Annotated in this window: 31 protein-coding genes; 5 read left to right on the plus strand and 26 right to left on the minus strand. The window is 64.5% G+C overall.

The window, feature by feature from the left end:
• Positions 1 to 93: 93 nt before the first annotated feature.
• Both rpmJ and infA read right to left on the minus strand, forming a co-directional pair.
• Positions 94 to 207, minus strand: coding sequence for a 50S ribosomal protein L36 (rpmJ, locus tag HGB39_RS14240; protein WP_003938068.1), 114 nt, complete (start codon positions 205 to 207; stop codon positions 94 to 96).
• 86 nt (positions 208 to 293) lie between these two features.
• The gene (infA, locus tag HGB39_RS14245; RefSeq protein ID WP_003418601.1) at positions 294 to 515 is read right to left on the minus strand and encodes a translation initiation factor IF-1; all 222 of its coding nucleotides are present in this window, start codon (positions 513 to 515) and stop codon (positions 294 to 296) included.
• 265 nt (positions 516 to 780) lie between these two features.
• On the opposite strand from infA, the gene dtd reads away from it, so the two are divergent.
• On the plus strand, positions 781 to 1,218 hold the full coding sequence (gene dtd, locus HGB39_RS14250) for a D-aminoacyl-tRNA deacylase (RefSeq protein WP_054245432.1): 438 nt from the start codon (positions 781 to 783) through the stop codon (positions 1,216 to 1,218).
• A 21-nt stretch (positions 1,219 to 1,239) separates the two neighbouring features.
• Here the strand turns inward: dtd and map are convergent, their stop codons facing one another.
• The 24 genes from map to rpsJ all read right to left on the minus strand — a co-directional run bounded on the left by map (position 1,240) and on the right by rpsJ (position 13,813).
• Complete coding sequence (gene map, locus HGB39_RS14255; protein ID WP_005564943.1) at positions 1,240 to 2,037, minus strand: type I methionyl aminopeptidase; 798 nt, start codon at positions 2,035 to 2,037, stop codon at positions 1,240 to 1,242.
• On the minus strand, positions 2,037 to 2,582 hold the full coding sequence (locus HGB39_RS14260) for an adenylate kinase (RefSeq protein WP_005253860.1): 546 nt from the start codon (positions 2,580 to 2,582) through the stop codon (positions 2,037 to 2,039). Before HGB39_RS14260 ends, map begins: the two co-directional genes overlap by 1 nt.
• Positions 2,579 to 3,892: a preprotein translocase subunit SecY gene (secY, locus tag HGB39_RS14265; RefSeq protein ID WP_005239668.1), complete on the minus strand. Its 1,314-nt coding sequence runs from the start codon at positions 3,890 to 3,892 to the stop codon at positions 2,579 to 2,581. The genes HGB39_RS14260 and secY overlap by 4 nt, the downstream gene beginning before the upstream one ends.
• Before the next feature lie 190 nt (positions 3,893 to 4,082).
• Complete coding sequence (gene rplO, locus HGB39_RS14270) at positions 4,083 to 4,526, minus strand: 50S ribosomal protein L15 (RefSeq protein ID WP_005239667.1); 444 nt, start codon at positions 4,524 to 4,526, stop codon at positions 4,083 to 4,085.
• Between the two features lie 2 nt (positions 4,527 to 4,528).
• On the minus strand, positions 4,529 to 4,708 hold the full coding sequence (gene rpmD / locus HGB39_RS14275; RefSeq protein ID WP_005239665.1) for a 50S ribosomal protein L30: 180 nt from the start codon (positions 4,706 to 4,708) through the stop codon (positions 4,529 to 4,531).
• A complete protein-coding gene (gene rpsE / locus HGB39_RS14280; protein WP_005239662.1) occupies positions 4,708 to 5,364 on the minus strand; it encodes a 30S ribosomal protein S5 in 657 nt (218 codons plus the stop codon). Before rpsE ends, rpmD begins: the two co-directional genes overlap by 1 nt.
• A 37-nt stretch (positions 5,365 to 5,401) precedes the next feature.
• On the minus strand, positions 5,402 to 5,809 hold the full coding sequence (gene rplR / locus HGB39_RS14285) for a 50S ribosomal protein L18 (protein WP_005239660.1): 408 nt from the start codon (positions 5,807 to 5,809) through the stop codon (positions 5,402 to 5,404).
• A gap of 1 nt (position 5,810) precedes the next feature.
• Positions 5,811 to 6,350: a 50S ribosomal protein L6 gene (rplF, locus tag HGB39_RS14290; RefSeq protein ID WP_005239658.1), complete on the minus strand. Its 540-nt coding sequence runs from the start codon at positions 6,348 to 6,350 to the stop codon at positions 5,811 to 5,813.
• A 14-nt stretch (positions 6,351 to 6,364) separates the two neighbouring features.
• Positions 6,365 to 6,763, minus strand: coding sequence for a 30S ribosomal protein S8 (gene rpsH, locus HGB39_RS14295; RefSeq protein WP_005239657.1), 399 nt, complete (start codon positions 6,761 to 6,763; stop codon positions 6,365 to 6,367).
• 153 nt (positions 6,764 to 6,916) lie between these two features.
• Positions 6,917 to 7,102, minus strand: a complete 186-nt coding sequence (locus HGB39_RS14300) for a type Z 30S ribosomal protein S14 (RefSeq protein WP_005239644.1) — start codon at positions 7,100 to 7,102, stop codon at positions 6,917 to 6,919.
• 4 nt (positions 7,103 to 7,106) lie between these two features.
• Complete coding sequence (gene rplE / locus HGB39_RS14305) at positions 7,107 to 7,673, minus strand: 50S ribosomal protein L5 (protein WP_005239642.1); 567 nt, start codon at positions 7,671 to 7,673, stop codon at positions 7,107 to 7,109.
• 1 nt (position 7,674) lies between these two features.
• On the minus strand, positions 7,675 to 7,992 hold the full coding sequence (gene rplX, locus HGB39_RS14310; RefSeq protein WP_005239640.1) for a 50S ribosomal protein L24: 318 nt from the start codon (positions 7,990 to 7,992) through the stop codon (positions 7,675 to 7,677).
• On the minus strand, positions 7,992 to 8,360 hold the full coding sequence (rplN, locus tag HGB39_RS14315; RefSeq protein ID WP_005239639.1) for a 50S ribosomal protein L14: 369 nt from the start codon (positions 8,358 to 8,360) through the stop codon (positions 7,992 to 7,994). The genes rplX and rplN overlap by 1 nt, the downstream gene beginning before the upstream one ends.
• A gap of 169 nt (positions 8,361 to 8,529) precedes the next feature.
• Positions 8,530 to 8,811 carry a 30S ribosomal protein S17 gene (gene rpsQ / locus HGB39_RS14320; RefSeq protein WP_005239638.1) on the minus strand — a complete coding sequence of 94 codons (282 nt, stop codon included), beginning with the start codon at positions 8,809 to 8,811 and terminating at the stop codon, positions 8,530 to 8,532.
• Entirely contained in the window at positions 8,808 to 9,044 is a 237-nt protein-coding gene (gene rpmC / locus HGB39_RS14325) for a 50S ribosomal protein L29 (RefSeq protein WP_005239637.1), read from the minus strand. Before rpmC ends, rpsQ begins: the two co-directional genes overlap by 4 nt.
• A complete protein-coding gene (rplP, locus tag HGB39_RS14330; protein WP_005239636.1) occupies positions 9,044 to 9,460 on the minus strand; it encodes a 50S ribosomal protein L16 in 417 nt (138 codons plus the stop codon). The genes rpmC and rplP overlap by 1 nt, the downstream gene beginning before the upstream one ends.
• Before the next feature lie 3 nt (positions 9,461 to 9,463).
• On the minus strand, positions 9,464 to 10,270 hold the full coding sequence (rpsC, locus tag HGB39_RS14335; protein WP_005239635.1) for a 30S ribosomal protein S3: 807 nt from the start codon (positions 10,268 to 10,270) through the stop codon (positions 9,464 to 9,466).
• The gene (rplV, locus tag HGB39_RS14340; RefSeq protein ID WP_005239634.1) at positions 10,270 to 10,674 is read right to left on the minus strand and encodes a 50S ribosomal protein L22; all 405 of its coding nucleotides are present in this window, start codon (positions 10,672 to 10,674) and stop codon (positions 10,270 to 10,272) included. Before rplV ends, rpsC begins: the two co-directional genes overlap by 1 nt.
• Positions 10,671 to 10,952 (minus strand): 30S ribosomal protein S19, encoded by a 282-nt coding sequence (gene rpsS, locus HGB39_RS14345; protein WP_003940820.1) that lies wholly within the window; start codon positions 10,950 to 10,952, stop codon positions 10,671 to 10,673. The genes rplV and rpsS overlap by 4 nt, the downstream gene beginning before the upstream one ends.
• Before the next feature lie 13 nt (positions 10,953 to 10,965).
• Positions 10,966 to 11,802: a 50S ribosomal protein L2 gene (rplB, locus tag HGB39_RS14350; protein ID WP_005239633.1), complete on the minus strand. Its 837-nt coding sequence runs from the start codon at positions 11,800 to 11,802 to the stop codon at positions 10,966 to 10,968.
• A gap of 40 nt (positions 11,803 to 11,842) precedes the next feature.
• Positions 11,843 to 12,148 (minus strand): 50S ribosomal protein L23, encoded by a 306-nt coding sequence (gene rplW, locus HGB39_RS14355; RefSeq protein ID WP_005239632.1) that lies wholly within the window; start codon positions 12,146 to 12,148, stop codon positions 11,843 to 11,845.
• Positions 12,145 to 12,834 (minus strand): 50S ribosomal protein L4, encoded by a 690-nt coding sequence (gene rplD, locus HGB39_RS14360; RefSeq protein WP_005239630.1) that lies wholly within the window; start codon positions 12,832 to 12,834, stop codon positions 12,145 to 12,147. The genes rplW and rplD overlap by 4 nt, the downstream gene beginning before the upstream one ends.
• The gene (rplC, locus tag HGB39_RS14365) at positions 12,831 to 13,487 is read right to left on the minus strand and encodes a 50S ribosomal protein L3 (RefSeq protein ID WP_005239628.1); all 657 of its coding nucleotides are present in this window, start codon (positions 13,485 to 13,487) and stop codon (positions 12,831 to 12,833) included. Before rplC ends, rplD begins: the two co-directional genes overlap by 4 nt.
• A 20-nt stretch (positions 13,488 to 13,507) precedes the next feature.
• Positions 13,508 to 13,813 (minus strand): 30S ribosomal protein S10, encoded by a 306-nt coding sequence (rpsJ, locus tag HGB39_RS14370; RefSeq protein WP_003938093.1) that lies wholly within the window; start codon positions 13,811 to 13,813, stop codon positions 13,508 to 13,510.
• A gap of 466 nt (positions 13,814 to 14,279) precedes the next feature.
• Between rpsJ and HGB39_RS14375 the strand changes: the two genes are divergently transcribed.
• From HGB39_RS14375 to HGB39_RS14390, 4 genes are all read left to right on the plus strand, one after another.
• The gene (locus tag HGB39_RS14375; protein ID WP_054245373.1) at positions 14,280 to 14,756 is read left to right on the plus strand and encodes a hotdog fold domain-containing protein; all 477 of its coding nucleotides are present in this window, start codon (positions 14,280 to 14,282) and stop codon (positions 14,754 to 14,756) included.
• 287 nt (positions 14,757 to 15,043) lie between these two features.
• On the plus strand, positions 15,044 to 16,012 hold the full coding sequence (locus HGB39_RS14380) for an efflux ABC transporter ATPase subunit, DrrA-related (RefSeq protein WP_005253854.1): 969 nt from the start codon (positions 15,044 to 15,046) through the stop codon (positions 16,010 to 16,012).
• The gene (locus tag HGB39_RS14385) at positions 16,009 to 16,824 is read left to right on the plus strand and encodes an ABC transporter permease (protein WP_005564947.1); all 816 of its coding nucleotides are present in this window, start codon (positions 16,009 to 16,011) and stop codon (positions 16,822 to 16,824) included. Before HGB39_RS14380 ends, HGB39_RS14385 begins: the two co-directional genes overlap by 4 nt.
• On the plus strand, positions 16,821 to 17,669 hold the full coding sequence (locus HGB39_RS14390) for an ABC transporter permease (protein ID WP_005253852.1): 849 nt from the start codon (positions 16,821 to 16,823) through the stop codon (positions 17,667 to 17,669). The genes HGB39_RS14385 and HGB39_RS14390 overlap by 4 nt, the downstream gene beginning before the upstream one ends.

Raw genomic sequence — 17,669 nt, forward strand, 5'->3', positions numbered from 1 at the left:
GTGAACCAGTACCTGCTCGAGAGCCGTGAGTACTGGCTGGTGCTGGGAGGTCATCTTTGCTTGTTGCCAAGCAGATCCTCGAAAAGCGGAGATCTAGCCCTGACGCTGCTTGTGGCGCAGGTTCTCGCAGATCACCATGACCCGGCCGTTACGACGGATCACCTTGCACTTTTCGCAGATCTTCTTGACGCTCGGCTGAACCTTCACGTCTTCTGATCTCCTGTTTTGTGGCAGCCCACTACGCAGATCCGCAGCGGACGTACTTCTCCCCGACCTGGTCGGCGGGGAAGCTTTTATTTGTACCGGTAAACGATGCGTCCGCGCGACAAGTCGTAGGGCGAGAGCTCTACGACGACGCGATCTTCCGGGAGGATGCGAATGTAGTGCTGACGCATCTTTCCGCTGATGTGGGCGAGAACCTTGTGGCCGTTCTCGAGCTCAATGCGGAACATCGCATTGGGCAGCGGCTCGACTACTCGTCCCTCGACCTCGATGGCCCCGTCTTTCTTAGCCATATCCTCCGCGATCCATGTGGTTTGGCGTGCTTATTGCATCTGTTTCCGTTACCGTGGCGCCCAATGGGATCTTCACCGGCCGAAACATGAACAATCCGGATCGAATCCGGCACTGGGCACGCAGACAACCGGCACGCATAGCGCACCGTTGATCCATGTTACGGGAAATTGCTCACCAGGCCAAATGCGGTCCCTGACGGACCCGCCCGCCCGGCGAGAATTCGACTTCCGAGACCCACCGGCAACGATGCGAAGGATGGTGTGCGTGCGCGCCCTGGTACAGCGAGTGACATCCGCGTCGGTCCGCGTCGACGGCGACGAGGTCGGGCGGATCACTCCCCCGGCCGGCGGCCACGGGCTGCTCGTCCTGGTCGGCATCACCCATACGGACGACGAGGCGAAGGCGGCTCTGCTCGCGAAGAAGGTGTGGACCATGCGCATCCTGGAGAACGAACAGTCCGCGTCCGACCTCGACGCCCCCGTACTCGTCGCCAGTCAGTTCACGCTCATGGCGGACACCCGCCGGGGCCGGCGCCCGTCCTGGTCCGCCGCGGCGCCGAGGCCGGTGGCGGAACCACTGGTGGACGAGTTCACCGGCGCCCTCCGCGAGCTGGGAGCGACCGTCGAGACCGGCGTGTTCGGCGAACACATGGAGATCAGCCTCGTCAACGACGGCCCGGTGACTCTGCTGATCGACGTGTAGGCCCGCACCCGCAGGAGGCCACTACTCCGGACGCAGGGTCAGGATGCGCGGCCCGTCCTCGGTGACGGCGACCGTGTGCTCCCAGTGCGCTGCACGGGTTCCGTCGGAGGTGACAACCGTCCAATCGTCGTCGAGGACAACGGTGTCGGTGGTGCCGAGGGTCAGCATCGGCTCGATCGCCAGAACGGAACCGACCACCAGTTGCGGCCCCTTGCCCGGAGCTCCTTCATTGGCGAGGAACGGCTCCATGTGCATTTCCCGGCCGATGCCGTGACCGCCGTAGCCGTCGACGATGCCGTACTTGCGGTCGTGCGCGACCTCGGCGGCGCGGGTGCCGAGTTCGATGGCGTGGGAAATGTCGGTGAGGCGGTTGCCGGGCAGCATCGCCGCGATCCCCGCCTCCATGGACAGCCGGGTGGCCTCGCTGAGCTGCTGGTCCGCTTCGATGATGTCTCCGACACCGAAGGTCCACGCAGAGTCGCCGTGCCAGCCGTCGAGAATGGCGCCGCAGTCGATGGAGACGAGGTCTCCCTCGGCGAGAATGTCTTCCGCCGAGGGAATCCCGTGCACCACACGATCGTTCACGGACGAACAGATCGATCCGCTGAACCCGTGGTAGCCCTTGAACGACGGCACGGCGCCGGCGTCGCGGATGACCGATTCGGCCACCTCGTCGAGTTCGAGCGTGCTCACACCCGGCTTCGCCGCTTCGCGGACCGCCACCAGAGCCGCACCGACGATGGCACCGGCGGCCGCCATTGCGTCGAGCTCGCCTGCGGTCCGGAACGGAACGACCTTGCGCTTACGCCCGAAGCCCATTACTTACCCAACGCTGCCAGTGCGCGAGCGTTGACCTCATCGACCTCGCCCAGGGCGTCGACGGTCACCAGCTGGTCCTTGTAGTAGTCCAGCAGCGGCGCGGTCTCCTCGCGGTACACCCGGAGCCGGTTGCGGATGACGTCTTCCTTGTCGTCCGCGCGGCCACGGGCCAGCATCCGCTCGACCACGACGTCCTCGTCGACGATGAAGGACAGCACTGCGTCGAGCTTCGTGTTCAGCTCGGCGAGGATCGCCTCGAGCGCCTGAGCCTGGTCGACGGTCCGGGGGAAGCCGTCCAGGAGGAATCCGTTGGCCGCGTCCGGCTCGGCGACGCGGGCCTTCACCATGTTGTTGGTGATCTCGCTGGGAACCAGGTCTCCGGCGTCCAGGTACTTCTTCGCCTCGAGGCCGAGGGGCGTGGCCTGGCCGATGTTCGCGCGGAACAGGTCGCCCGTGGAGATGTGGGGGACGCCGAGCTTCTCGGACAGAATCGCGGCCTGGGTGCCCTTGCCTGCACCGGGAGGACCAAGGAGGACAAGTCTCACTTGAGGAACCCTTCGTAGTTACGTTGCATCAATTGACTTTCGATCTGCTTGACCGTGTCCAGGGCGACGCTGACGAGGATCAGCACGGCCGCACCACCGAAGATGCTGCTGGAGGTCTGGCTTCCGGACAGGAAGAAGTGGGGCAGCACCGCGATCAGGCCGAGGTAGATCGAGCCGGGAACGGTGATGCGGTTGAGCACGTAATTCAGGTAGTCCGCGGTGGGGCGACCCGGACGGATACCGGGAATGAAGCCGCCGAACTTCTTCATCTCGTCCGCGCGCTCTTCCGGATTGAACGTGATCGCGACGTAGAAGAACACGAAGAACACGATCAGCGCGAAGTAGATGACGATGTACACCGGGTTGTTCGGATTCACCAGGTACTCGTTGATGATCCGCTGCCACCAGCTGGGATCGGCGGACGACGTGGCGCCGGTGAGCTGCGCGATGAGGTTCGGCAGGTACAGCAGCGACGACGCGAAGATGACCGGGATGATGCCGGCCTGGTTGACCTTGAGCGGCAGATACGTCGACGAGCCGCCGTACATCTTGCGGCCGACCATGCGCTTGGCGTACTGGACCGGGATCCGCCGCTGGCCCTGCTCGACGAATACGACGCCGGCGATGATGGCGAGGGCTGCGACGCAGATGATCGCGAAGATCAGTCCCCCGCGACTGTCCAGGATGGCCTTGCCCTCGGAGGGCAGGCGGGACGCGATACCCGAGAAGATCAGCAGCGACATGCCGTTACCGACACCGCGCTCGGTGATGACCTCGCCGAACCACATAACGAGCGCAGCGCCCGCGGTCATGACCAGCACGATGATCACGAGGCCGAAGATGCTCTTGTCGGCGATGATCTCTTCCTGGCATCCCTGCAGCAGCTGGCCGCGCGACGCGAGCGCCACGATGCCGGTGGCCTGCAGGATCGCCAGGGCGATCGACAGATAACGCGTGTACTGCGTCATCTTCGCCTGGCCGGACTGGCCTTCCTTCCGGAGTTCCTCGAACTTCGGGATGACGACCGTCAACAGCTGGACGATGATGCTGGCCGTGATGTACGGCATGATGCCGATCGCGAAAATCGACAGCTGGAGTAGTGCGCCGCCGGAGAACAGGTTGATCAGAGAGTAGATACCAGCGGAATCACCGCCCGACAGCTGATCGACACAGGCTCGGACGTTCCCGTAGTCGACGCCCGGCGACGGAATCACGGCGCCGATGCGATAGAGCGCAACGAGACCGAGCGCGATGAGGATCTTCCGCCTCAGGTCCGGGGTCCTGAGGGCCGAGACGAAGGCGGAAAGCAAAGATCCTCCTGGCACGACGGTGGGGAGACGAGTCGAAAGCAGACTTGTCCGTGAATGAACTCTAGAACTCTAACAGTGGCAACTGAACGCACAGTTGGGAGACCTGCGGCAGTGCTGCCCGTACAGCCGCAAATGGCCGCAGTACAGCGCGAGGCTGTACTGCGGCCATCTACTGGCTAGCGGTGATAGCTCACAGCTCGGTGGCGGTACCACCGGCAGCAGCGATCTTCTCCTTGGCGGAGCCGGTGAACTTGTCGACCGTCACCTGGACGGCGACAGTCAGGTCGCCGTCGCCGAGAACCTTGACGAGCTGGTTCTTGCGAACGGCACCCTTGGCAACGAGGTCCTCGACCGTGACCTGTCCACCCTCGGGGAACAGACGGGCGATGTCGCCGACGTTGACGACCTGGTACTCGGTGCGGAACGGGTTGGTGAAACCCTTGAGCTTGGGCAGACGCATGTGCAGCGGCATCTGTCCACCCTCGAAGGCTGCGGGCACGTTCTTGCGGGCCTTGGTGCCCTTCGTGCCGCGACCGGCGGTCTTGCCGCGCTTGCCGCCTTCACCACGACCGACACGAATCTTGTCGGACTTGGCTCCGGGTGCGGGGCGCAGGTGATGCAGTTTGATGGTCATGGTTAGACCTCCTCAACTGTGACGAGGTGGCGCACCACGTTGATCAGACCGCGGTTCTGCGCATTGTCCTCGCGAACAACAGTCTGACGGATGCCCTTCAGGCCCAGCGTGCGCAGAGAGTTCTTCTGGTTTTGCTTGGTACCGATGGTGCTCTTGATCTGAGTGACCTTGAGTTCGGCCATTACTTCACGCTCCCAGCCTGTGCGCGTGCACGCAGCATGCCGGCGGGAGCCACGTCTTCGAGGGGGAGACCGCGGCGAGCCGCAACTTCCTCGGGACGCTGCAGGCCCTTGAGCGCAGCAACGGTCGCATGCACGACATTGATGGCGTTGTCGCTACCGAGCGACTTCGACAGGATGTCGTGGATACCGGCGCACTCCAGCACGGCACGCACCGCGCCACCGGCGATGACACCGGTACCGGGGCTTGCCGGACGCAGCATGACGACGCCCGCTGCGGCCTCACCCTGAACCGGGTGCGTGATAGTGCTGCCGATCATCGGAACGCGGAAGAAGCTCTTGCGAGCCTCCTCGACGCCCTTCTGGATGGCCGCAGGAACTTCCTTGGCCTTGCCGTAGCCGACGCCGACCAGTCCGTTGCCGTCGCCCACGATCACCAGAGCGGTGAAGCTGAAGCGACGACCACCCTTGACGACCTTCGACACGCGGTTGATCGTGACGACGCGCTCGATGTGGTTCGACTTCTCGGCCGACTGTCCGCCGCGACGATCGTCGCGACCGCCACCACGACGGTCGCCGCCGCCGCGGTTGTCCCCGGTGTTGGGGCCATTCTGTCCGGCGGGTCCGCTTCCGCCGTCACGCCTCTGACGTCCCGGCATCAGGCTGTCCTTCCGTTCATGTACTCGGTCTTGGTCATCAGAACTTCAACCCGCCTTCGCGAGCTGCGTCCGCAAGGGCCGCGATGCGACCGTGGTAGCCGTGTCCACCGTGGTCGAACACGACGGCCTCGACACCGGCTGCCTTCGCGCGCTCGGCGATCAGCTGACCGACCTTCGCACTGAGGGCCTTCTTGTCGCCGTCCGCTGCACGCACGTCGGCCTCGGTGGTCGACGCCGCGGCCAGGGTGTGGCCTGCGAGGTCGTCCACGAGCTGGACGTGGATGTGGCGCGAGGACCGGTTGACGACCAGGCGGGGACGCTCGGGCGTGCCGGAGACCTTCTTGCGGAGACGGAAGTGACGACGCACCTTCGACAGGCGACGCTTCGTGGACGCATCCTTGCCGAGCGGAATCCGCTTGGCTTTCTGGTTTGCAGTCTGGCTCATATCACTTACCCGTCTTTCCGACCTTGCGGCGGATCTGCTCACCCTCGTAACGCACGCCCTTGCCCTTGTACGGGTCCGGACGACGGAGACGACGGATGTTGGCCGAGATCTGCCCGACCTTCTGCTTGTCGATGCCCGACACCGAGAACTTGGTGGGCGACTCGACCGCGAAGGTGATGCCTTCCGGAGCCTCGATCGGGACCGGGTGGCTGTAGCCGAGTGCGAACTCGAGGTCCTTGCCCTTGAGAGCGACGCGGTAACCGACGCCGTGAATCTCCATCTTGGTGGTGTAACCGTCGGTGACACCGGTGATGAGGTTCTGCACCAGGGTGCGAGACAGACCGTGCAGCGCGCGGCTGCGACGCTCGTCGTCCGGACGCGTCACGCTGAGCGTGCCGTCGTCGTTCTTCGCAATGGCAATCGGCTCGGAGATCGTCAGGGCCAACGTGCCCTTGGGACCCTTGACCGTGACGTCCTGGCCGTCGATCGAGACATCGACGCCGCCGGGGACGGTGACGGGAATCTTTCCAATACGCGACATTGTGGTGGCCTCCCTTACCAGACGTAGGCGAGGACTTCCCCGCCCACTCCTTGATTGGCCGCCTGGCGATCGGTGAGCAGGCCGGTGGACGTGGAAATGATCGCCACGCCGAGGCCGCCCAGAACCTTGGGCAGGTTGGTGGACTTCGCGTACACACGCAGACCGGGCTTGGAGACGCGACGCACGCCGGCAAGGCTGCGCTCACGGCTCGGGCCGTACTTCAGGTCGACGATGAGGGTCTTGCCCACCTCGGCGTCTTCGGTGCGGTAGTCGGCGATGTAACCCTCGCGCTTGAGGATCTCGGCGATGTTCGCCTTGATCTTCGAGTGGGGCAACTTCACCTCATCGTGGTACGCCGTGTTGGCGTTGCGCAGACGCGTCAAGAAGTCTGCGATGGGGTCGGTCATGGTCATGAGGTTGACCTCTACCTTTCTCACAACGGTTCCCTCTGCCGTTTCCGACGCAGGCCTATCGCGAAGTAGGTCTTACGTTTCCCGGTCCGAGGTTACGAACCGGAAGTCTGTGGGGGTGACGCCGCCGCCGTAGAGGGCGACGGCGTCACCGGCTCACCAGGAGCTCTTGTGAACGCCGGGCAGCTCGCCGGCGTGCGCCATCTCACGGACGCAGATTCGGCACAGGCCGAACTTGCGGAACACCGAGTGCGGACGGCCGCAGCGCTGGCAGCGGGTGTAGGCGCGCACCGCGAACTTGGGCTTCTTGTTGGCCTTGTTGACCAATGCCTTCTTAGCCATTAGCTCAGTTCTCCTTGAACGGGAAGCCGAGGTGCTTCAGCAGGGCACGGCCTTCTTCGTTGTTGGTCGCGGTGGTCACCACGGTGATGTCCATGCCGCGCGGGCGGTCGATCTTGTCCACGTCGATCTCGTGGAACATCGACTGCTCGTTCAGGCCGAACGTGTAGTTGCCGTTGCCGTCGAACTGGTTGCCCGACAGGCCGCGGAAGTCCCTGATGCGGGGAAGCGCGACGGACACGAGACGGTCCAGGAACTCCCACATGCGGTCGCCACGCAGCGTGACGCGGGCGCCGATCGGCATTCCCTCGCGAAGCTTGAACTGCGCGATGGACTTGCGTGCCTTGCGGATCTCGGGCTTCTGACCGGTGATCAGAGCGAGATCGTTGACGGCACCGTTGATCAGCTTGGCGTCGCGCGCGGCGTCACCGACACCCATGTTGACGACGACCTTGACGACGCCGGGGATCTGCATCACGTTGGCGTAGTCGAACTCGGTGTTCAGCGCAGCCTTGATCTCCTCGCGGTAGCGAGTCTTCAGGCGCGGCTGGATCTTGTTCTCAGTGGAGGTCATGTCAGATGTCCTTCCCGTTCTTCCGGGAAATCCGAACGCGCTTGCCGGACTCTTCGTCGGTCCGGTAGCCCACGCGAGTGGGGTTGCCGTCCGAGTCGACGACCGCGACGTTGGAAACGTGGATCGGGGCTTCCTGCGTGACGATGCCGCCGGAGGAAGCTCCGCGCTCGTTCGCGGAAACCGCGGTGTGCTTCTTGATGCGGTTCACGCCTTCGACGAGGACCTTGTTGGTCGCGGGGTAGGCCTGGATGACCTTGCCCTTCGCGCCCTTGTCCTTGCCGGCGATGACCAGCACGGTGTCACCCTTGTGCACCTTCATCACAGCACCTCCGGGGCGAGCGAGACGATCTTCATGAACTTCTTCTCACGCAGCTCGCGGCCGACGGGGCCGAAGATGCGGGTGCCACGGGGATCGTTGTCCGGCTTGATGAGGACGGCGGCGTTCTCGTCGAACTTGATGTACGACCCGTCCGGACGGCGACGTTCCTTGGTGGTACGGACGATGACGGCCTTGACGACCTCGCCCTTCTTGATGTTTCCACCCGGGATGGCGTCCTTGACGGTGGCGACGATGATGTCACCGATCCCGGCGTAGCGGCGAGACGAACCACCGAGAACGCGGATGCAGAGAATCTCCTTGGCACCCGTGTTGTCGGCGACGCGCAGCCGCGACTCCTGCTGAATCACTTACTTCTCCTTGACCTGGACTGTTGCACGGCAGATTTCCGACCCGACGTGCGCGGTCTGTACCCGTGCCCTGCGAGAGGGGCCGCCCGGGTGGGCGGCACAACGGTGGGGTTGCCGTGCGTCTGCCGCAAGGCAACCCCACCATCGTACTGGATACATTATTCGGTTCTTACTTGGCCTTCTCGAGGACCTCGACGAGACGCCAGTGCTTGGTCGCGGACAGCGGACGGGTCTCCATCAGCTGCACGCGGTCACCGATGCCTGCGACGCCGTTCTCGTCGTGCGCCTTCACCTTGCTGGTGCGCCGGATGATCTTGCCGTAGAGCGGGTGCTTGACCCGGTCTTCGAGCTCGACCACGATCGTCTTCTCCATCTTGTCGGAGACGACGTATCCGGTGCGGACCTTGCGGCTGCCGCGCTCTTCAGTGCTCACTGCTTTTTCCTCACTCATGCCGCGTCACCTGCGTCCGGACCAACGGCCAGCCCGAGCTCACGCTCACGCAGAACGGTGTAGATACGCGCGATCTCGTGACGAACGGTACGAAGTCGACGGTTGTTGTCCATCTGGCCCGTGGCCATCTGGAAACGAAGGTTGAACAGCTCTTCCTTCGACTCACGAAGCCGGGTGACCAGCTCTTCTTCAGTGAGCTCGCGGAGCTCTGCGGCTGGGGTTCCAGTAGCCATCAGAACTGCTCCTCCCTTGTCACGATCCGGCACTTGCACGGGAGCTTGTGCATCGCGCGGCGCAGGGCCTCACGAGCGATCTCCTCATTGGGGTAGCTCATCTCGAACATCACGCGACCGGGCTTGACGTTCGCGATCCACCACTCGGGCGAACCCTTACCGGAACCCATGCGGGTTTCGGCCGGCTTCTTGGTGAGGGGGCGATCCGGGAAGATGTTGATCCAGATCTTGCCGCCACGCTTGATGTGCCGGGTCATGGCGATACGAGCGGACTCGATCTGCCGGTTGGTGATGTAGGCCGGCTCGAGAGCCTGGATGCCGTAGTCACCGAAGGTCACCTGGGTTCCACCCTTGGCGGCACCCGAACGGCTCGGATGGTGCTGCTTGCGGTGCTTGACCCGCCGTGGGATCAACATGCGTCAGCCCTCCTTCTGTTCAGTCGTAGCGGGTGCATCGGCAGTGGCGGTCGCTGCGCGGCCGGCTTCGGTGCTGGTCGCGGTGGTGCCGGTGGCACCGGAACGACGGGGACGGCTCGGACGCTCACGGCGCGGGCGGTCGCCTGCGGGAGCAGCCACGTTGGCGGCGAGCTCACGCTTGCCACCGACGATGTCGCCCTTGTAGATCCAGACCTTCACGCCGATGCGGCCGAAGGTGGTCTTGGCCTCGTAGAGGCCGTAGTCGATGTCCGCACGAAGCGTGTGCAGCGGCACACGGCCTTCGCGGTAGAACTCCGACCGGGACATCTCGGCGCCGCCGAGACGACCGGAGCACTGAACCCGGATTCCCTTGACGTTGGGCTGACGCATGGCCGACTGGATGGCCTTGCGCATGGCGCGACGGAAGGCGACACGGTTCGAGAGCTGCTCGGCCACACCCTGTGCGACGAGCTGAGCCTCGGCCTCGGCGTTCTTGACCTCGAGGATGTTCAGCTGGACCTGCTTGCCGGTCAGCTTCTCGAGCTCGGAACGGATGCGATCGGCTTCGGCGCCGCGGCGGCCGATGACGATGCCCGGGCGCGCGGTGTGGATGTCCACACGCACACGGTCACGGGTGCGCTCGATCTCGACCTTCGCGATGCCCGCGCGCTCCATGCCGGTGGCGAGGAGCTTACGGATCGCGACGTCTTCCTTGACGTATTCCGCGTACTGCTTGTCTGCGTACCAGCGAGACTTCCAGTCGGTGGTGATGCCGAGGCGGAAGCCGTGCGGGTTGATTTTCTGGCCCACTACTGAGCACTTCCCTTCCGGCGATTACGGGTCGATGTTCCGGTCTTCGGCAGGCTCTCCACGATCACGGTGATGTGACTGGTGCGCTTGCGGATACGGAACGCACGTCCCTGTGCACGCGGCTGGAACCGCTTGAGGGTCGCGCCCTCGTCCACGAACGCCGTGGCGACGACAAGCGTGCTCGGGTCGAGGTCGAGGTTGTTCTCGGCGTTGGCTGCTGCGGAGGCGATCACCTTGGCGACCGGCTCGCTCGCTGCCTGCGGCGCGAACTTCAGGATGTTCAGGGCGTCTTCAACCGAACGCCCGCGGACCAGGTCCACAACACGACGCGCCTTCATCGGCGTGACGCGCACGTGGCGCGCTACTGCCTTGGCGGTCGGGTTGGCGGTTTCGGTGTTGCTCATCGCCTCTTCGCCTTCCGATCATCCTTGATGTGACCCTTGAACGTGCGGGTCGGTGCAAACTCTCCGAGCTTGTGTCCGACCATCGAGTCGGAAACGAACACGGGGACGTGCTTGCGGCCGTCGTGAACCGCAAACGTGTGGCCGATGAAGTCCGGGATGATCGTGGAACGACGGGACCAGGTCTTGATGACCTGCTTGGTTCCCTTTTCGTTCTGCACGTCCACCTTCGCGAGGAGGTGGTCATCGACGAACGGGCCCTTCTTGAGGCTGCGTGGCATCCTTCACTCCCTCCTAGCGCTTGTTCTTGCCGGTACGGCGACGACGGACAATGAGCTTGTCGCTCGCCTTGTTCTTGCGGGTGCGGCCCTCGGGCTTGCCCCACGGGCTGACCGGGTGGCGACCACCGGAGGTCTTACCCTCACCACCACCGTGCGGGTGGTCGACCGGGTTCATCACGACACCACGGACGGTCGGGCGCTTGCCCTTCCAGCGCATACGGCCGGCCTTGCCCCAGTTGATGTTCGACTGTTCGGCGTTGCCGACCTCACCGATCGAGGCGCGGCAGCGAACGTCGACACGACGGATTTCGCCGGACGGCATACGCAGCGTGGCGTAGGTGCCTTCCTTACCGAGCAGCTGGATGCTGGATCCGGCCGAGCGGGCCATCTTGGCGCCGCCACCCGGGCGGAGTTCCACCGCGTGGATGGTGGTACCCGTCGGGATGTTGCGCAGGGGCAGGTTGTTGCCGGGCTTGATGTCGGCGCCTGCGCCGGATTCGACCGGAGCACCCTGGACCAGGCCCTTGGGGGCGATGATGTAGCGCTTCTCGCCGTCCGCGTAGTGCAGCAGGGCGATACGCGCGGTGCGGTTGGGGTCGTACTCGATGTGAGCGACCTTGGCCGGCACGCCGTCCTTGTCGTTGCGACGGAAATCGATCAGCCGGTAGGCACGCTTGTGTCCGCCGCCCTTGTGCCGGGTGGTGATACGACCGTGTGCGTTACGTCCACCGCGTCCGTGGAGCGGGCGAACCAGCGACTTCTCGGGGGTCGACCGAGTGATCTCGGCGAAGTCCGAGACGCTCGAGCCACGACGGCCCGGGGTAGTCGGCTTGTACTTACGGATTGCCATGAGTCTTCTCGTCCTCTATGTCTCGTCAAGTCCCGGGCGCTTACGCGACCGGTCCTCCGAAGATCTCGATGGGCTTGCTGTCGGCCGAGAGGGTCACGAGCGCGCGCTTGGTGTCCTTGCGCTTGCCGTAACCGAACCGGGTCCGCTTGCGCTTGCCCTGACGGTTGGCGGTGTTGACGCTGGTCACGGTGACGCCGAAGATCTTCTCGACGGCAATCTTGATCTGCGTCTTGTTCGAGTCCGGGTGCACCAGGAAGGTGTAGGTGCCTTCCTCGATCAGTCCGTAGGACTTCTCGGAGATGACCGGGGCGAGCAGGATGTCGCGGGGATCGGCGATGGTGCTCACTTGCCCTCCTCCTTGTTCTCTTCCTGGGCGGTCTCGGCGGGCCCGTGGATGAACGCGTTGAGCGCCTCGACGCTGAACACGACGTCATCGCTGTTGAGCACGTCGTAGGTGTTGAGCTGGTCGGGTGCAATGGGGTGCACGCCGTCCAGGTTCTGCACGCTCTTCCAGGCCGCGATGTCCTCGCGTCCGACGACGAGCAGGACCTTCTTGCGGTCCGAGATCTCGCCGAGGAAGGTGCGGGCGGACTTCGTGGACGGAGTCTGACCGGCAACCAGTTCGGTGATCACGTGGATGCGCTCGTTGCGGGCCCGGTCGGAGAGGGCTCCGCGCAGGGCGGCGGCCTTCATCTTCTTGGGGGTCCGCTGGCTGTAGTCGCGCGGCTGCGGGCCGTGGACGGTGCCACCACCGGCGAACTGCGGTGCACGGGTCGAGCCCTGACGAGCGCGGCCGGTGCCCTTCTGGCGGTACGGCTTCTTGCCACCGCCGCGAACCTCGCCGCGGGTCTTGGTGGCGTGGGTGCCCTGACGTGCAGCAGCGAGCTGCGCGACGACAACCTGGTGGAGAAGCGCGATGTTGGCAGGCGCGTCGAAGATCTCCGCGGGGAGGTCGACGGTGCCGTTGGTCTTGCCGCCGGCGACCTTGACGTCCAGCGTCAGCTTGGTCGTCGATGTCTCGGTGCTGGTCATGCTCGTGCACCACCCTTCACTGCACTCTTGACGATCACGAGGCCGCCCTTGCGGCCGGGGATCGCACCCTTGATCAGCAGCAGGCCGTTCTCGGCGTCCACCTTGTGAACGGAGAGGTTCTGCGTCGTGATGCGGTCGCTACCCATACGGCCGGACATGCGCATGCCCTTGAACACGCGGCCCGGAGTGGCGCAACCACCGATGGAACCGGGGCGACGGTGAACGGCCTGCGCACCGTGCGATGCACCCTGACCGGCGAAGCCGTGGCGCTTCATGGTTCCGGCGAAGCCCTTACCCTTGCTGGTTCCGGTGACGTCGACGTAGGCGCCGTCCTCGAAGACCTCGGCGGTAAGTTCCTGGCCGACCTCGTACTCCGAGGTGTCGGCAACGCGGAGCTCCACAACGTGGCGGCGCGGGGTGACGCCGGCCTTGGTGAACTGGCCGGAAGTCGGCTTGTTCACCTTGCGCGGGTCGATGGCGCCGAACGCGAGCTGCACGGCGCTGTAGCCGTCACGCTCTTCGGTACGAATCTGGGTCACGACGTTCGGTCCGGCCTTCACGACGGTGACCGGAACGACCCGGTTGTTCTCGTCGAAGACCTGGGTCATGCCGAGCTTGGTGCCCAGGATTCCCTTGATCTTGGTATCAGTCATTGTTTTTGTCTCCGCCGCGCTCACTGAATGTTGACGTCGACGCTGGCCGGAAGGTCGATGCGCATGAGCGCGTCAACCGTCTTGGGCGTCGGGTCGAGGATGTCGATAAGCCGCTTGTGAGTACGCATCTCGAAGTGCTCGCGCGAGTCCTTGTACTTGTGCGGCGAGCGGATGACGCAGTACACGTTCTTTTCGGTCGGCAACGGCACGGGTCCAACGACGCGGGCCCCGGTACGGGTCACCGTCTCGACGATCTTGCGCGCTGACGCGTCGATCGCCTCATGGTCGTAGGCCTTGAGCCTGATGCGGATCTTCTGTCCCGCCACGCTTAGTGTCCTTTTCTTGCCGCGTTTCGTAGTCCCACCCGAGTCGGGCCGAACTACCTCGTCTGCACAGTCCCTTACCTGGGCCGCAACTGTCCGAACGCTAGGCGACCGGGACACACCCGATCCGCTGCCGCTGTTCATCTGTCATGGTTCTCCGGTACACGCGGTCGGGCGTGTCGCCCTCCCACTCATTCTCCGACCCGGAACTTTTCAGCTTTTCGGGCCGGGAACGCGCACCGGATGCACTCGAATTCGAGTGCCAGTAGGTACTGCTTCCGTCTTGCATGTGGCCGCGAGCAGGTCATGTGATCTACACCGCGACGTTTCACCCCACCTGTTTCGGGCCGCAAACGATCGCGTCCCAGACAAGGCAACCCGACCAGTATGCCGTACCGGGCGGGAGACTTCAAACCGGGCTCGATCCCTCCCGCCATCGCCCGAACTTACTCTGAAGTAAGATGCGTGGATGACGAACTCGAGTCCCACGTACGCCGCGTGGCAGAAACTCCCCGACAACGCGCTGGGCCACGCCCTCTTCTCTGTCGGCATGTGTCTCCGCGTCCCCTACTTCGGCTCGGTCCTCCCCCGCGTCGTCGAGATGCGGCCCGGCCGCTGCGAGGTCCGCGCCCCGAAATGGTGGGGCGTCCGCAACCACCTGGGCACGTTCCACGCGATCGCGGCGTGCAACCTCGCCGAGGCCGCCATGGGCATGCTGTCCGAGGCGACCGTGCCCTCGACCCACCGGTGGATCCCGAAGTCGATGACGGTCCACTACCTCGCCAAGGCGAACGGAACGCTGCGCGCCGTCGCGGAACTGCCGGAGCTGCCGGACTTCACCGCGATCACTGCGGGCGCCGACGTCGTCGTGCCGGTGGGCATTTTCGACGGACACGGGGTAGAGGTGGTTCACGCCGACATCACGACGTGGGTCACACCGCGGTAGAACGCGAAAGGCGCATGTCGAAGCTCACATTCGTTGCGGCGTCATCGGGGGTGACCCGAATTGCCGTGTGGCACTTCCCCGCAGCCGGAACGTCGCGGCACAGCACCACCTTCCGGCCGACGGGACCGGTTTCCGCCGCGGTCGCCGGGGCCGAAGTGGTACAGACGTCCGGCATTTATCGCGTACCTGTCTTTCCGCGTTACAGAAGATTTCCCCTCCCGTTCCTCGGGCGCGAAGGTGTTCCCCGGTCTGCCTTGATCACCCTCTTCGCGTGACATACTCGGGACATGCCAGCAGCTGACACCGCCGTTCTTGTCGAGGGAATCGAGAAATCCTTCGGTGACGTAGCAGCGTTGCGGGGTGTGAGCTTCGAGGTGCCCCGCGGCACGGTCCTGGGCATCCTGGGCCCCAACGGCGCAGGGAAGACCACCACCGTCAACGTGCTGTCCACTCTGCTGCGACCCGATGCGGGCCGCGCATTCGTCGCCGGACACGACGTCGTCGAGGAGTCGGCGAACGTCCGTCGCAGCATCATGATGACGGGCCAGTACGCCGCCCTCGACGAGTCGCTGACCGGTCGCGAGAATCTGGTGCTCTTCGGCCGCCTGATGGGCCTGCCCAAGGCGTCCGCGAAATCGCGCGCGCAGGACCTACTGACCCAGTTCGATCTGCTCGAAGCGGGCGACCGGAAGGTGTCCGGGTACTCCGGCGGCATGCGCCGGCGCGTCGACATCGCCTGTGGCCTGGTGATCCGCCCCGAGGTGGTGTTCCTCGACGAGCCCACCACCGGTCTCGACCCCCGCAGCCGCCAGGGCGTGTGGTCCCTCGTGTCCGCGCTGAAGGAGCAGGGCATCACGATCCTGCTGACCACGCAGTACCTCGAAGAGGCCGACCTGCTGAGCGACAACATCGTCGTCATCGACAAGGGCACCGTGATCGCCGAGGGCACGGCCGACGAATTGAAGGCCCGGACCGGCGGAAGCTACTGCGAGGTCGTCCCGGTGAGTCTCGACGACCTGCCGCGCGTGCGGGAGATCCTCTCGAGCCTGTGCCCACCCGGCCGGGTCATCGAAGAAGGCACCGACCGGTTGTCGATACCCGCCGAACACGGCGCCCAGACCCTCGCCGAGGTTCTGCGCCGCCTCGACCTCGCCGGGGTCACGCTCGCCGACATCGCCCTGCGGCGCCCGTCCCTCGACGACGTCTTCCTCTCCCTCACCGGTCACGTCCGCGTCGACGAGAGCCTGCCGTCGTGACGGCGCCCGCCCAGCTCGGATTCGAGAGTGCCCTCGAAGGCAGGCACCGGCGGCCGCAACCGTCGAGCATCCAGCAGTGGATTGCGCTGTCCAAGCGCAACCTGCACACGATGGCAGTGTCCGGTCAGTTCTTCATAGCAGTGTTGGCGCCGTTAATCTTCACCATCGGCTTCTACCTGCCGCTACGCCTGGTGATGAAATTCCAGGGCATCGATTACGCACAGTTCGTCATGCCGATCATCGTCCTGCAGGCCATGGCGTTCACCGCGATCTCGGCCGCCCATCGCGCTGCTACCGAGGCATCGAACGGGATGAACTCCCGGTTCCAGACGATGCCGATCGGCCCAGCAATTCCGTTGGCGGCACGGATGACCGCCAGCTTCGTACATTCGGCGATTTCGCTCGTAGCATCGATCGCATACGGATTGCTCATCGGATTCCGATTCGACGGAGGTGTGGCACAAACTGCCGCGTTCTGCGGACTGGCCATGGCCATTGGATTCACCCTCACAACGGGTGCCGATGCGCTCGGCACCCTGACCCGGAGCCCCGAGATTACAAGTCAAGCGCTGACGCTCCCTCAGCTGATCCTCGGCATGTTCTCGTCCGGGTTCGTTCCGGTGACGCAGTTCCCCGAATGGGCTCAGGGCTTCGTGCGCAACCAGCCGATCTCACAGTTCTCCACGTCCATGCGCGCGATGACCGATGGGACGATCACGTTCCAGTTACTGACACCTACCTTGCTGTGGTGCGCAGGATTTGCCTTGGTTTTCCTCCCGTTGTCGGTCTGGTCGAATGTGAGGCGCGGATGACCACCGAGTACCGATCCGACACACCGGCGACGGTGACCTTCCCCGAGGTGCTCGAACCCCACCCGGAGAATTCCCTCGCCGCGCTGTTCTCGCACAGCCTGCTGCAGACCAGACGACTTCTGCTCCGCTGGGCTCGTGACCCGTACACCATGCTTCAGGCGATCGTGTACCCGTCGTTGATGTTGCTGATGTTCTGGGCGGTCCTCGGGATCTCGATCACCAAGGCCACCGGGGTCAACAGCGTCTTCGGGACCGTTCCGATGATCACGCTCGTCGGCGCGATGTTCGGGTCCATCGCGGGCGGTCTGTCGCTGAAGAAGGAATGGGCGGACGGGCTCCTGAGCCGGTTCTGGGTGCTGCCCGTGCACCGCGCGTCGGGCCTGCTCAGCCGACTCATGGCCGAATCCGTGCGGATCATGCTCACCACGGTGCTGATCATCGCCGTCGGTTTCGCTATCGGGTTCCGGTTCGATCAGGGCATTCTCGCCGGTATCGCATTGATGCTCCTGCCGCTGCTGTTCGGGGTGAGTTTCGCGACGATGGTGACCGCCCTCGCCGTCAACGCGGCGAAGGCGCCGCTCGTCGAAATCCTCTCCCTGCTGTGCACCCTCCTGCTGTTCTTCAACTCGGGATTCGTACCCACAGGCGCCTACCCCACGTGGCTTCAGCCGTTCGTGGAGAACCAGCCGATGTCGTGCGCGATCGACGCGATGAAGGGACTGTCGATGGGCGGACCCGTCGCGGAACCACTGCTCAAGACCATCGCGTGGTCGCTCGCGGGGCTGCTGATCTTCACCTACCCCGCGGTGCGCGGCTATCGCCGGGCCGCGGGCAACCCGGCATAG

The sequence above is a fragment of the Rhodococcus opacus genome, assembly GCF_012396235.1.
Taxonomy (GTDB): domain Bacteria; phylum Actinomycetota; class Actinomycetes; order Mycobacteriales; family Mycobacteriaceae; genus Rhodococcus_F; species Rhodococcus_F opacus.